At 67.4% G+C, this 13,256-nt stretch carries 11 protein-coding genes; 5 read left to right on the top strand and 6 right to left on the bottom strand.

From position 1 onward, the window contains the following. Nucleotides 1-2: 2 nt before the first annotated feature. From ABD292_RS48055 to ABD292_RS48040, 4 genes are all read right to left on the bottom strand, one after another. Entirely contained in the window at nucleotides 3-995 is a 993-nt protein-coding gene (locus ABD292_RS48055) for a PrgI family protein (protein ID WP_344220065.1), read from the bottom strand. Then, complete coding sequence (locus tag ABD292_RS48050) at nucleotides 992-2,698, bottom strand: TrbL/VirB6 family protein (protein ID WP_344220063.1); 1,707 nt, start codon at nucleotides 2,696-2,698, stop codon at nucleotides 992-994. The genes ABD292_RS48055 and ABD292_RS48050 overlap by 4 nt, the downstream gene beginning before the upstream one ends. Before the next feature lie 2 nt (nucleotides 2,699-2,700). After that, complete coding sequence (locus ABD292_RS48045) at nucleotides 2,701-3,108, bottom strand: pilin (RefSeq protein ID WP_344220061.1); 408 nt, start codon at nucleotides 3,106-3,108, stop codon at nucleotides 2,701-2,703. Nucleotides 3,109-3,415: 307 nt separating this feature from the next. Then, entirely contained in the window at nucleotides 3,416-4,288 is an 873-nt protein-coding gene (locus tag ABD292_RS48040; protein WP_344220059.1) for a hypothetical protein, read from the bottom strand. 1,106 nt (nucleotides 4,289-5,394) lie between these two features. On the opposite strand from ABD292_RS48040, the gene ABD292_RS48035 reads away from it, so the two are divergent. From ABD292_RS48035 to ABD292_RS48015, 5 genes are all read left to right on the top strand, one after another. After that, nucleotides 5,395-6,291 (top strand): hypothetical protein, encoded by an 897-nt coding sequence (locus ABD292_RS48035; RefSeq protein ID WP_344220057.1) that lies wholly within the window; start codon nucleotides 5,395-5,397, stop codon nucleotides 6,289-6,291. Then, nucleotides 6,291-7,196, top strand: coding sequence for a TRM11 family SAM-dependent methyltransferase (locus tag ABD292_RS48030; RefSeq protein WP_344220055.1), 906 nt, complete (start codon nucleotides 6,291-6,293; stop codon nucleotides 7,194-7,196). Before ABD292_RS48035 ends, ABD292_RS48030 begins: the two co-directional genes overlap by 1 nt. A gap of 222 nt (nucleotides 7,197-7,418) precedes the next feature. Then, complete coding sequence (locus ABD292_RS48025; RefSeq protein ID WP_344220053.1) at nucleotides 7,419-7,676, top strand: helix-turn-helix transcriptional regulator; 258 nt, start codon at nucleotides 7,419-7,421, stop codon at nucleotides 7,674-7,676. Nucleotides 7,677-8,592: 916 nt separating this feature from the next. After that, nucleotides 8,593-9,984: a helix-turn-helix domain-containing protein gene (locus tag ABD292_RS48020; RefSeq protein ID WP_344220051.1), complete on the top strand. Its 1,392-nt coding sequence runs from the start codon at nucleotides 8,593-8,595 to the stop codon at nucleotides 9,982-9,984. A gap of 21 nt (nucleotides 9,985-10,005) precedes the next feature. Continuing rightward, complete coding sequence (locus ABD292_RS48015; protein WP_344220049.1) at nucleotides 10,006-10,884, top strand: phosphotransferase enzyme family protein; 879 nt, start codon at nucleotides 10,006-10,008, stop codon at nucleotides 10,882-10,884. Between the two features lie 216 nt (nucleotides 10,885-11,100). Here ABD292_RS48015 and ABD292_RS48010 read toward each other — a convergent pair whose 3' ends face one another. Further along, entirely contained in the window at nucleotides 11,101-12,375 is a 1,275-nt protein-coding gene (locus ABD292_RS48010) for an ABC transporter substrate-binding protein (RefSeq protein ID WP_344220047.1), read from the bottom strand. Between the two features lie 31 nt (nucleotides 12,376-12,406). Then, the coding region (locus ABD292_RS48005) for a carbohydrate ABC transporter permease (RefSeq protein WP_344220045.1) at nucleotides 12,407-13,256 on the bottom strand (850 nt) is incomplete at its 5' end.

Genomic DNA, 13,256 nt, shown 5'->3' with positions numbered 1-13,256 from the left:
TTTCATGTGTCCCTCCCGAAGGTGCGTGCGGCGGCGTGGTGCTGCGCTGTCCCAGATATCGGCTCGTCCGGGAGGATTCGGCCGAGCGGATGCCAGCCGCTGGGGTCCAGGCACTCAGTGAGTGCCTGGGCGGCCTCTTGGGCATCCAAGACGCGGGTGTTGATGCCGAGCGCGGCCAGGGCGCGCTCGGCTTCTGTGGCCCTGCGCAAGACGACCGCCGCCGAGGCGTCGCGCCGCACCGAGCGGCGCCCTCGGCTGCTGGCGGGATGGTCGCGGAGTACGACAAGGACCTGCCGGGTGAGCAGTTCGCGGGAGCTGTTCAGCTCGGCCAGATAGCCGGCGTGGTCGCGGGCCGCAGAAGCCAGCGCAGCATGCGGCAGCTCGTCTGCCTGATGCTCGATGGTCTGGATCAGGTCGGACAGGTCCGCGGGCCGGGCTCGGGCCAGTAGTTGCACGGGCGCTTCCAACGAGTTCAGCCATCGCCCGAATGCTCCGACCAGCGCGGCCTGTTCGCTCGTGGTGCGTAGATGGAAGGACAGCGTGCTGGTCTCCACGAGAACGGCGACGCCTCCGTCGGCGAGTTCAAGTGCGCCGTCAGTACGGATGGCGCGTACCGGCAGCCGCAGCGGCGCGGGCAGCTTGCCGCGCAGGCGACACCAGCGGGGCGGCCCGGCTACTCCCTCGGGAGCGGCGACCAATCTCTTGCGAGCTCCGGCGAACAACAAGGCTGCCAACGCGAAGCGGTCCAGGCTCAGTCCGTCGCGGCGTCCAAGCGCGACCGTGAGGCCGAGGGCCAGGAACGGTAGCAGCATCGCGGCCAGGATGACCACGGGCAGCAGCCGGTGACACAGGTAGTAGACAGCTGCAGCAATCCCGCCGGTGAGGGTGATGATGAGGATCTGGCGAAAGGTGAGCCCGTAGGCGATTTTGTCCGGCTGGTCAATGTCGGCAGGAATGCGCGCTAGCAGTGGCGGAGGTTCAACCTCGTGCTTCATCGGCTCTCCCTTCGTGGCTGACGGTCCGCGCGGGGGATGCGACGGGGTGGCGGGTCGAGCCGCAGGCGCAACTGGCCCGGCCGGGGTGCGCGGGTGGGCATGCCGGGAAGCCGATCCTGAATCCAGGGCGGCCGGGGTCGTATCCATGGCCGCGACGCCGTCCGGTAGGGCGGGCCGGGTGGCGTGGGCGGACGCGGTACGCGGGAAACCGGGAACGGTAGGGCGAGCTGGGTACCCTGCCAAGCTCGCCTGCTGGCCGTGGCTGTGCTTCCAGATGGCGGCGTCGGTGGTAGGTGGGGTGGCAGGTTGACCGGCAACGCGAGTTGCTGCCACATGGGCGTGCCGTTGGGCATGGCGGCTCCCGATGAACTGGGTGGCGGCTGCGGGCCCGGGCGACGTGGGCCGCGCGGGTGTGGGCCTTGAGAGCCGGGACGGCCTCGGCTGGGCGGCCTGCCGCGCCGATGCGCGGCTTGCGCAGCGCTCTTACGGATGGCGGTATGCCTGGCCTTACCGAGGGCGCGGGCGGCGCCGAACGTCTTGTAGACGAGCAGGGTCTTGATCAGTCGTTTCAACATGTTGGGCTGGCCCTGCTGCCAGATCGTCCTGGCCACCCAGCCGGGAATCTTTATCAGGACGAACAGGATGCCGATCACGATGAGCGCGTCCAGGGCCCGGTTCGCGGTGGGCTGTACCAGCGCCTCTACCGCGTCGCCTGTACCTGGGGCCGCGGGTTTGAGCGGGTAGGCGGCGGCAGAATCGGTGAGGAACAGCTTGAACGCCAGGATCAGCCCGAGGGCTTGCAGGACCTGGACGGCCAGCAGACCGAAGAAGCACCGCCACCACAGCTTGGCAATGCCCTCGGTCTGTGGAAGCGCGTGGCACAGCAGCGCAAGCGGTGCGGCGATGATGAGGAACAGCAGCAGCGTGATGCGGATGAGGCCGATGAAGGCGAGAATCAGCCCCATCAGCGCCGCCGCGCCGATCAGCAGCACCAGGAACAGCACGGTGCCCTCGGGGTCCTTGATCAGGCCGTCCACCTTGGCGGCGAGCAGGTTCCCGGCCCGCTGCCCGTCGACCCCGTCGCCAAGCAGTGCGGTGACCATAGCGTTGGCCAGTCCGATCGCCTGCTGGCAGATGGTCAGCGAGGAGTTCAATGCGATCACCGCCACGACCAGGCGCGGGATGACCTCACTGGGTGTGGTGGAGGTCTGGAGGCTGCCGTAGGCCATTACGATTACGCCACCGACCAGCACCATCAGCGCCAGCAGCGCGTTAGCGACCAGGCGTACGTGGCCGGACAGCTCCTGAACTCGTTCCAGCATCACGGGTGGCGGTGCGGAGAGGAGGACGCTGCCGACCAGGACGAAGGCCGGGTTGATCGCGTCGGTCACCAGGGCGGTAAACCAGCCGTTCATCGCCTGGTTGATCTTGCAGCCAATGTCCGTCCACCCGCACTCCTGCACACTCGCGGGCGGCGGGGACGGTGCGGACGGCGACTGCTGGGTTGGCGGAACATAGGTCACCTGGCGCGCGGGAACCGGGCCGGCGGAAGGCGACGGCGCCGCCGTGGGTGTGAGTGTCGGATCGGCGTGAGCCGGTGCGGTGCCGGCAAGTCCGGCCAGCAGAGTGACCAGAGCCAAGGCCAGCGCTGTGCCCAGCCGCGGCAGCCGCTTCGACGCCTGGAGCCGTGCGAGGTACGGCATCCTCAGGCTCCAACAATGCCTTTGAGAATGCTCACCAGCAGGGGAGCCAGCACCGCGATGCCGTAGCCGAGAGCGGCGTAACGCAGGGTCTTCTTGGCGGCTTCGACCTCGCCGGGGTCACCGCCGGCCAGGATGTAACGGACTCCTCCGACGGTGAGGAAGAGAGTGGCCAGAGCCACCAGCAGACCGACGATGACGTTACGCAGGTTGTCGATCACCGCGTTCAGCGAGGACGGGGCCGCCGCCGCGTTGACCGGTATCAGGCTGGTGGAGTCGGCGAAGGCGACGGCATGGACGATGACGTATTCGAGCAGGGTGCCCACGACGAGACCGCCGAGAACGACCAGGACGATGAGACAAATCTTGAGGCTGTGGGCCTGTGGTGAGGTGGTGCGGCGCGGGCGGGTCATGTGCTGCCTCCCAGGGCGGTGAAGCGAGGCGAACGGCGGTCGCGGGCGGGTTGCGGGTAGAGGACAGCGCGGAGGTGCCGAGCCCAGCTGCGGGGCGGGTGGGCGTCCTCCTTCGCAAGGTCGGAAGCGGTGGGCTGGGCCGGATGACAGGGACCGGTGACCAGGGGCCTCGCCGCCGGGGCTCGGCACCCTCCGCGCTGCCTTCTCACCTGGCTAAAAACCAGGTCGAAGAGCCGAGTTAGGACATCGGGGCCAGCGGATTTTGCGCAGGCTTTGCTGCTCGACTCACGCGTGGCTTATGCGATTGCTACCGGCTGCGGTTGAAAAGGGCCTGGTAGAGGGCATTTTCAGCGCGCTGACGACGCTTGAGCGCGGTGCAATAGAGCAAGCCGCGGCGGCGGCAGTAGGAGCTGAGCGAGATGTCCTCCAGCCGGGTGAAGCCGATGAGTTCCGCCTCAAGTTCGGTGATGACCCCTTGAGCAACCGCCTGAGCCAGCAGCAGATCAGGGTGGCCGGCCGGGTAGGCGAGCGCGTGCTGCCGCTCCTCGGGACGGTCTACGACGTCGGGGTCGGCCAGCAGGGCGGGCCGCTGCGGCGCGTAGGCGCGCAACACGGCGAACTGGGTGAGCCGCGACAGCCGCAATACGGGGTGCGACCAGGCCAGATTCACCCGGGCCATGGCTTCCATGTAGGCGGTCAGCACTTCGGCTTCCAGATCTTCCCGATCAGCACGGGCCGGGCGGTCGCCCTGCTTGGGGTGAATCTTGGTGGTGAGCGCGGTGACGAGGCGACGCAGCATCGGGAGGGCGAGTGCGACTGCGGATACCATCCACGCTCCTCGATGGGTGCGGGCCTGGTCGATGAGGTGCCGCCAGACGTCGTCGCGGATGGTGCGCGAGCAGGACGGGTGCAGCAGGATCATCCGCAGTTCGTCCATCGGGATCGGCCGGGCCGGGAGCCCCTGCCCGAGGGCCGCGCCGTCGACCGATAGCGGGTCCGGGCCGCGCATGAGCAGGTGGAAGGCGCACTCGGCCACGTCGAGCGGCAGCGTATTGGCCAGCCCGGGCACGTTGTCGCTGCGCTTCTGATCTGACGTTTCGAGGATGGGGGCGGACGACGACAGGCTGTTGATGATCGGGCTGGCGATGTCTGCAGACAGGCGGGCCGAAGGGTGAGACATGGCGACGCTCCCGAAAGATGTGTTGGTTCGGACGTCGCCATCCCGCCAGTGGGTCTGGGCAAAAACCGGACGGGAAATGATCAGACATCGGACAGGGCAAAGATCACGTCAGCTTTGGATCACACGTCTGAAGCAAGGATGACCTGGGAAAACGTCGAGAAATGGCATCTGCGCCTGCTGATTGGCACCAAGTCGCATCCCACGATGCTGGGTAGGGAAAGCGGCCTGACCTGCGAGAACGAGATACGCCGAAACTCTCGCGTCAAGATTGCCTCAACGGGGTGGATCCGGACTCGAACCGAAGACCGCACCTGGGTCCAGACGTTGGGGCGCATTGCGGCAGGCGAGCTGCCGCGCAAGGTCAGGAGTCTTCGGCGGGGTTGATCGGTCGGGTGATGGGCTGGCTGGTGGAGCATGCGAGCCTCCGCCCGGGCTCGGGAGATGGCGGCCGAGACGGCCTGCCAGCTCGCGGATCTCCTGGCGAGGGTCACGGTCGTCGATGATGACGAAGGTCCCGTTGCTGGCTACATGAGTGTGTACCCGCCAGCCGAGCTGGCGACCGGCTGCTCGTGCGGCCCGTCGGAGGTCCGCGAGCTCTCCTAGTTCCGTCACAACGTCGCGGTTGAGGATGAGCTGGCCGTAGAAGCCGCGGTACTTCGGTCTCAGGTTGGCGGTCATCATCGCCTTGAACTGGTCGACGAGCTAGGCGAAGCGGCGTTGGGCCAGCTCCTCCTTCCGGCTGCTCATGCGAGCCACCTCCCGCTGACACGGCCGGGTCCGTGTCTTCTCTAAGTGGGCCGATGCTGCGCGGAAGCGGTGGCCAGGGGAGATGAAGCCGGGTGACGGATGCTGTCCGAAGCATGTACGACGTGTGCACGAAAATGCTATGACCTGCGAAAACGTGTGCGGCACGAGGACGCTCGGACTCGGACGGTGCACTTGACCAAGGGCTTGCAGAGAAGAGCGAACCGAGAACACCACCGAACAGGACGGTAGCGGCAGGCATTGCCGAAGTTTTGCTTGACGGCCTGTCCCGACTCAGGCTCCCGGGCCGGTATTTGGATCAGTGACAGGGATCGCTGACCCGGTACTCGGGCCACACCCACATGACCGAACCCATCACCACCACTTCGTCGGGCACCTCCACTACCTCCACACCGATCACCAAGGGGCATCTGCCGCTGACCGTGTGGCTGGTGGCAGCCGACACCGAATCCGTCCCTGCCTGCACGGAGGGCTGTTGTCATCTGGTCAACGGCCCGCTGGCCCGCCACCTCATCGCGGTGTGTACTCGGCTGGGCGACACGGTGGTCCATCTCGGCGCCACCGACCACCAACTGGTCACGGCCGCGTTGACGGCGGGCTGCCTGCCCGTGGCTGCTTTTACCGACGCCGCCCGCGCGGGCGTGATCTGGACCCGGCTCGCGCGTACCCATCCCGCCCACGACCTGGAGGTCACCGACCTTCGGATCACTGACCTCGACGACGACGAGACGCCGTATGCCGACCTCGTCGGCAGGGTGGGGCTGGTGGTGATGGAGCAGACCTGCGACCGGCCGGGCCGACACGCCGGCCGGCCAAGCCCGCCGGATGCGGCCAAGGCGCACAGCATCACGGCGGCGGCGAGACTGGTGAAGCCAGACGGACATCTGGCCGTGGTGGCCGGCCTGCACCGGCAAGGTGATGTGGTCGACCCGCTGCCGGAGATCATCGTCCAGGCCCGCGAGGCGGGGCTGGCATATCTGCAGCACATCATCGCCCTGCGCCACCCCGCTCGTGGCGAGCGCATCGAACCGGACCCCCTGCGTCGCGGCCTGCGCGCGCTGCAGGAACTCCCGGCCTGTGCTGGATTGCCGGCCAGTGCCCAGGTGCACTCGGACGTGCTGCTGTTCACTCGGCCAAGGGGGCTTTCCGCGCCTCAAGACCCAGAAACGACACCTTCGGACGCTGCTGCCTCGCCGATTGCTGCCGGGACCGTTGCCCAGGTAGGAGGTGGGCGTTGATGGCCGAGGTGACGACGTCGGTATGGGCCACAGGACAGCAGCCCTCGCGCGTGCAGCGACGCGGCCGGTACGTGCCGGAGTCGATGCGGCATCCGGGCAAGATGCTTCCCTCGATCGCCGCCCGAGTGATCGCCTCCTACACCCGGCCGGGCGAGCTGGTGGTCGACCCGATGTGCGGGATCGGCACCACCCTGGTCGAAGCCGCCCATCTGGGCAGGCACGCCGTGGGCGTGGAGTACGAGGAGATATGGGCACGCCTGGCCGTCGCGAACCTCGGTCTTGCCAAGAAGCAGGGAGCGTCCGGCTTCGGGCGGGTGGTAGCCGGAGACGCCCGCAACATCACCCGGCTGTTGCCGGATCTGACCGGGCAAGCGGCGCTGGTGCTGACCTCCCCGCCGTACGGCGCACACACCCACGGCCACATCCGCTCCACCCGCGACACTGGCGAACCGGGTGTGCGCAAGTGGAACCAGCACTACTCGACCGATCGCGGAAACCTCGCCCATCAGCAGCTCCCGGCATTGCTGGAGGGATTCGGTCGCATCCTGGCCGGATGCATGGAGCTCCTGTGTCCTGGCGGGGTGGCGGCGATCACGGTGCGGCCATATCGGGCTCGCGGTGAGCTGGTCGATTTGCCTGGTCACATCCACCAGGTGGCGAAGGAAGCGGGCCTGGCGTTCGCGGACCGGATCGTGTGTCTGCTGTGCGGGCTGGGCCAGGGCCACCTGCTGAACCGGGCGTCGTTCTTCCAGCTGTATGAGGCGCGTAAGGCGTGGGCGCGCGGCCTGCCCATTCACGCCGTCGCTCATGAGGACCTGCTGGTTTTCCGCAAACCTTCCGCGCCGCCGGGCGAGTTCGGCCCCAACCATCGACATGACCGCTGGGACGACCGCGATTTGGGGTAGTCCGTGATACGTCCCCTGTTCCTGGCCCGGAGTCGGGGCGCGGGCGTAGACCTGCGCCCTACCGGAACCACGGGGTCGGGGCTGTGACCGCCCGTTCCATGAACGGGCGGTCCTCGGACCTGGCCGCACGGAGTCGGACCGGTGGCGCAGCGTCCACCACAGTCGCACCACCGGCCGCGCATCCTGTATAGCCCTGTTCACCAATGCTTATGGAGGTGCTGCATGACCAGCACAACCCCAGCCCAACGCCAGGCAACCGAGGCCGATGTACGGTCAGAGGTGGTCAGCCTGCTGACGGCCGGACGACTGCTCGGCATCGGTCGCACCAAGGCATACCGCCTGGCCAAGGTGGGCGAGTTCCCGTGCCGGGTGCTGAGGATCGGCGGACGGTACGCGGTGCCGGTACGCGGGCTGCAGGCGCTGCTCGACCCCACCACCCCGGGCGGCAACAACAGCCACCCGTCAGGCCGGGAAGGGTGACAACAACGGTCGGAGACCCGGAAGGGACAGCGGTGAAGGCGGCGAGAGTCGCCAAGGGCGCCACGTTCAAGATCTCCTCGCCCCCCTTACGTTGCCCTGCTCACAGTTCTGGGCATGCTCGATCAGTAGCTGGTCCCAGATCTTGCGCGCCTGGGCGTAACGGCCTCGTCCGGTTTCTTCAAGGTGACCGAGGCCGTTGCGCCGCAGGATCAGATAGTGGCCGCCCTCGCATGCGAACTCGTAGGCGTCACAGCAGCACACGTCCCTGATACGAGCGGACTTACCGGTGAGGCGTTGATAGGGCACCCACCTGCTCACGCGGCTTGGTGGTGGACATTGCGGAGGCACAGAGCTCGGACGGACCCGGCCATTCCGAGGTGTCGCGGTGTTGCGGGGATCACCCATCGAAAGAGGGCTGGCCAGGGCAGAGGACGCCGGGGTACGCGCCTTTGGTGAGGGCGCGTGATGGTGCACAGCGGTGTCCGTCCGCATCGCGGAGGCGACAGACGCCTGGGAAGGAGACGCCACCGCCTCCTCGTCCTGGCCAGCCCATGGCGGCATCCGGCACTCCTTCCTGCGTGTCCCGGTCGAGCGCTCAAGCCGCCGGCATCGAAGTTTCTTTCGAAACTGGGACTCGCCCGGCCGGTCTGCGGCAGGATCACGGCCGGGCGAGGATCTCCCGTTTCGTCACAGTGCGGGGCGTGGCAGCCCGCGAGGTCACGCACTGTGACGTGGTCCATGCAACCCGGCGTCGGTGTCCGTTGTGAACGGCGTGACCTGGGCGTTTGCTGCGGTGCATCATGGCCGGTGCCGGTGCGGTGGTCGTTTGCTGGTCGTTTCGGCCGTGGACTGGCTTATTGGCTGTTGTCGATCCACACTGTGTGGTCCCCTAGACGGTGAGGGAGCGTGGCACGCGGTGAACCAGCCCAGACGGCAGCATCAGGACAGTCGTCCCGAATTGGTGCGCGCCCGCATCCGGCACGGTCTGACCCAGGAGCAAGCCGCCGAACAGATCGGGGTTTCCACGACAACCTGGGCTCGATGGGAACGCGGGCAGCAATGCGTGCGCCCCGTCTACCGCGCTCGTCTGGCCGAGGTCTGGCAGGTTGAGGCGGCCGAGGTCGAGCGCTGGCTGGAGACCCGGACATCATCGTGTGTCGTTCCCGATGGTGACCACATGGATGACATCGATTTTCTGGCCTGTGGGGCCGACGGGGTCGATCAGTTGTGGAGGTGGGAGATGGATGCCTCACGGCGTTATCTGCTGGCGGCGCTGCCGTTCGCGCCGGCGTTGTTGGGGGAATGGCTGCTGGCCTGGCGCTATGACAGCACTTCGCCCACGCCGGTAGGCAAAGTCGCGGGAGGCGTCCGTGTGGGCTGGTCCGATGTCCAGCGGCTGCACGAGGCGCACCAGGCCTTCACTCAGATGGACCACCAGTTCGGTGCTGGCCTGGTACGCCCGGCCGTCACCGATTTCATGAACTCCACGCTTGCCCCGCTGCTGCGCGGCCGCTACAGCGAAGAGGTCGGCCAGGGCTTGATGAGTGCCGCCGCGCGGATGTCGAGGACTGCTGGGTGGATGGCTTTCGACCTGGGCGCTCATGGCCAGGCTCAGCAGCATCTGGGTCAGGCGCTCAAACTGGCCAAACAGGCCGATGATGATCTGACCAGCGCCTGGGTGCTGGCTACCCTCGCTCATCAGGCGTGCGACCTGGACCACGGCCGCTGGGCTGTTCGCCTGGCCAGTGCCGCGGTCGAGGCCGGAGAGCGCGGACATGCCTCACCGCGGGTGATGGCACTCTTGCATATACGCCAGGCGCGCGCCTTTGCCGTGGCCGCCGATACCGAGCAGCCTGACTCGTACGCTCGCCGACAGGTGACCACCCTGCTCGCGGACGCGGAGGACTCCTACGCGTCCACTACCCGGCATGACGATCCGGCTTGGATCACTACCTATGGCCCAGCCGAGCTGGCCGCAGAGGCAGGCTTCTGCTGGCAGCTCATCGGCGAGCACCAGCGTGCCGCTGAGTACGCCGAGCAGGCCCTGGCCGGTTTCGCCAGTGGATACCTGCGCTCCACCCAGTTCAACCAAGTGCACGCGGCGCATGCCCGCCTAGACCTGGACGACCTCGATGGCGCCCTAGCTCACGCTCGCCCCGCTGTACGCGCGGCCAAGGAACTCACCTCCGCCCGCGCCGTGGCGCACGTGCGAAACTTCGCCGCTCGGCTGAAAACATCCGATCGTCATGCCAACAATTCCGACGCGCGAGAGTTCACCGATTACCTCCACGCCGAACTCGGCGCCTGACGAGAGGGCGGTCACCCCTCGATGCCCGCCCCTCCGCTCGCCGAGGCCTGTGCCCTGCTCGAGTTGGACGCTCACGGAGCCCAGCTTCTCCACCTGCGCGCCAACGCCGTATACCACCTGCCCCGCTCCAACTTTGTGCTACGGCTACGGCACGCGCCCGGCAACGCGGCAGTTCTCGAACGTGCGCGCGCGGCCGTACAGATCACCACCTGGCTGGCCGACGAAGGCTTCCCCACGATCCGACCGCTCGCCGTGGACCAACCCGCCACTGTCAATGGCTGGATCGCCACCGTCTGGCACTACGTCACCAACAAGCGCCAGGCCCTGCCCCACCCACAAGACTTGGCGCAACTCCTGCGTCGCCTGCATCACCTGGATCCGCCCGTGACGGTGCCCGCCTCACAACCTTTGGGCACCCTTCGCGCCGACCTCACCTCCAGTCCGGCCGGCGCCGCGCTCACCGTAGAGCAGCGGACCTGGCTTTTGGACCGCTGCGCCCGCATCGAGACCGCCCGCGCCGAGCTTGATCCGCCCCTCGGGTACGGGCTCCTACACGGTGACGCCCACACCGGCAACCTGTTCTTCGACGGCACTCGCTGGCTTCTGGGGGACTGGGACTCCGTAGCCTACGGTCCTCGCTTGCAGGACTTCATTCCGATGATGATGGGGCACCGCCGATTCGGACGCCCGTATGCATTGTGGACCAGCTTCTGCCATGCCTATGGAATCGACCCCGAACTTGAACACCACCCTGCCGCGCGCCTTCTGAGAAGCGCTCGCGAGATCCGATCTCTGGCCGCCTATATCCGCTCCGCCGATCAACCCGACATCCGCGCCGAGCTCCAGCGCCGCTTGGGCTCACTGATGGACGGCACGTCCACCATCTGGCATCCCATCTGATCTGGAGGCCATTCGACGCGCCGCAGCTGCATGACGTCCGGCTCCATCGCATGGACACAAGCCACACCGAAACCGCGTTTTCAATCAGCTTCAGGACAGCCCGGGGTTATCACTCTAGTGACAACCTCAGATCCCGCCCGATCGCCAAGATCAGACGGGATCCCGTCAACTTCAGTCCAGCCGTTTCAAGAACGGCCTCCTTTGCGGCAGGGGGAGTCAGTTGCTCTTGTAGGCCTTGTCCATCTCGGTCAGCACGTCCTGCGGGCTGGCGGCGCCGGAGAAGAGCTCCTGCACGCCGCTCAGATGAGCCTGCTGGACCTTCGGGTTGGGCCAAGACTGATCCATGAACGGCACGGTCCTGCCCGACTTCTGGTAGTCCAGGAGCGCGGCGAAGGCGGGGTCGGGGGTGAAGGCGTCGTTGGGGATCGCGGGGGCGGCGTTGCTCTTGGCGGCGTAGTCGTTCATGGTCTGCGGCTGGGCGAGAAAGTCGATGAACTTCTCGGCGGCGGCCTGGTTGCGGGCCTTGGCGTTGATCGCGTAGGAGGTGCCGACCGCGCCCGGCATCCGGGTGGCCTGGGCGTCGTCGGTCGCCGGCAGCGGGAACATGCCCAGCTCGGTGCCTTGGGCCGCGGCGTCCCTGATCTGCCCGGCGGTGGACAGAACCTGGACGGCCGCGACGGCCTCGCCCTTGCCGACCTGCTGGAGCGCGGTCTCGACCGGGGTGCCGAGCGGGTCCTTGGAGAAGCAGCCGCGCTTGTTCAGCTCCAGATACTTGTCCATGGCGCCCTTCCACCCGGCGGAGGCGGCGAAGCTCGTCTTGCCGCCGGCCAGGTCGGCGTCGAAGGTGGAGCCGGGGGTGTGGACGAGGGTGGCGACGAGCGCGTAGTCGATGAGCTGGGTCACCCAGGGCGTCTGGTTGCCCAGGGCGAAAGCGCTCTTGCCCGCAGCCTTGGCCTTGTCGCACAGGTCGAGCACGTCCGCCCAGGTGGTGGGTTCGGAGCCGCCGACCTCCCGCATGGCCTTCTTGTTGTAGATGGCACCGATGCCGGTGAAGGTGACCGGCAGAAGGTACTGCTTGCCGTCGGCCTGGGTGACGGCCTTGACGTCCTGCGGGACCTGCCCGGCCCAGGAACGGGCGGACAGATCCTGGAGATAGCCGGACGGCGCCAGCACCTGGACCGCGCCGGCGTTCCCTTTCGCGGGGAAGACGAAAAAGACGTCAGGGGCGGTGCCCGAGGAGAGCTGCGTGCGCAAGGTGGTCAGGTACGGGTCGGTGTCGGCATAGGTGACCTGCACGTCGATGCCGGGATTGGCCTGCTTGAACGCGGCGATCGTCGCGTCCAGCGCGATCTTCTCGCTGGAGTTGGAGGCGATGCGCAGGGCGGCCGAGGCCGTGCCGCTCCCAGGCGGGGTTGGGGTGTTGCTGCAGGCGGCCAGCAGGGCGCCAGTCGCCAGGACGCACAGCGCCGCGGGCAGCCGTCGGTTGGTCATGGTGGTTCTCCTGGGATGTGTTGATCGGTGATCAGCCCTTGAGGCCGCCGGCGAAGCCCTTGATGATCCGCTTCTGCATCAGGAAGTAGATGAGCAGGATCGGGACGACGCTGATCACCAGGCCGGCGAAGACGAGGTGCCAGTCGGCGACGTACTGGCCGACGAACTGGAAGACCGCCACCGGGACCGTCTGCTGCGCACTGCCCGACAGGTACAGCAGCGGTGTGAGGAAGTCGTTCCAGATGAAGATCGCGTTGAGGATGGCGACGGTGCCGGTGACGGGCCGTAGCAGCGGCAGGACGATGGAGAAGAACATCCGCACCGGTGTGCAGCCGTCGATGGCGGCCGCCTCCTCGTACTCGGCGGGCACGGCCCGCAGGAAGCCCGCGTACAGGAAGACACTGAAGGGCACCTGCAGGCCGCAGTAGAACAGGACCAGCGACCACACCGAGCCGAGCAGGCCGAGGTCGCGCATGCTCTGGTACAGGGGGATCAGCGCGAGCTGAGCCGGCAGCAGCAGGCCGAGGGCGAACAGCAGGAACGTCCATCGCGACCAGCGGCTCGTCAGGCGCGCCAGCGGGTAGGCCGCCATCGCCGAGACGATGACGATCACCACCAGGCTGGCCAGCGTGACGATCGCGCTGTTGGCCAGAGCGGCGCCCAGCCCGGCCGCCTGCCAGGCGTCGGCGTAGTTGGCCAAGGTGGGCGACGTCGTCAGCGCCACCGGGGAGGCAGGGTCGTCCGGGCGGCGTATCGACAGGTTGACCAGGACGTAGAGAGGGAAGACGAAGACCGCGCCGACGGCGATCATCACCGTCTCCAGCAGCGCCGTGCGCGCCGTGTAACGCTTCACGAGGAGCCCTTCTGCTGCCGCAGGCCGC

This window comes from Nonomuraea bangladeshensis, from assembly GCF_039529455.1.
In the GTDB taxonomy this organism is placed as follows: domain Bacteria; phylum Actinomycetota; class Actinomycetes; order Streptosporangiales; family Streptosporangiaceae; genus Nonomuraea; species Nonomuraea bangladeshensis.
The sequence above is the reverse complement of the archived record's forward strand: the minus strand, read 5'-3'. Positions and strand labels throughout refer to the sequence as shown.

Excerpts from the sequence above, each read along its gene's own strand:
- ABD292_RS48040 (WP_344220059.1), bottom strand. The coding sequence starts at position 4,288 with ATGTCTCACCCTTCGGCCCGCCTGTCTGCAGACATCGCCAGCCCGATC.
- ABD292_RS48055 (WP_344220065.1), bottom strand. The coding sequence starts at position 995 with ATGAAGCACGAGGTTGAACCTCCGCCACTGCTAGCGCGCATTCCTGCC.
- ABD292_RS48025 (WP_344220053.1), top strand. The coding sequence starts at position 7,419 with ATGACCAGCACAACCCCAGCCCAACGCCAGGCAACCGAGGCCGATGTA.
- ABD292_RS48015 (WP_344220049.1), top strand. The coding sequence starts at position 10,006 with ATGCCCGCCCCTCCGCTCGCCGAGGCCTGTGCCCTGCTCGAGTTGGAC.
- ABD292_RS48035 (WP_344220057.1), top strand. The coding sequence starts at position 5,395 with ATGACCGAACCCATCACCACCACTTCGTCGGGCACCTCCACTACCTCC.
- ABD292_RS48030 (WP_344220055.1), top strand. The coding sequence starts at position 6,291 with ATGGCCGAGGTGACGACGTCGGTATGGGCCACAGGACAGCAGCCCTCG.
- ABD292_RS48045 (WP_344220061.1), bottom strand. The coding sequence starts at position 3,108 with ATGACCCGCCCGCGCCGCACCACCTCACCACAGGCCCACAGCCTCAAG.
- ABD292_RS48010 (WP_344220047.1), bottom strand. The coding sequence starts at position 12,375 with ATGACCAACCGACGGCTGCCCGCGGCGCTGTGCGTCCTGGCGACTGGC.
- ABD292_RS48050 (WP_344220063.1), bottom strand. The coding sequence starts at position 2,698 with ATGCCGTACCTCGCACGGCTCCAGGCGTCGAAGCGGCTGCCGCGGCTG.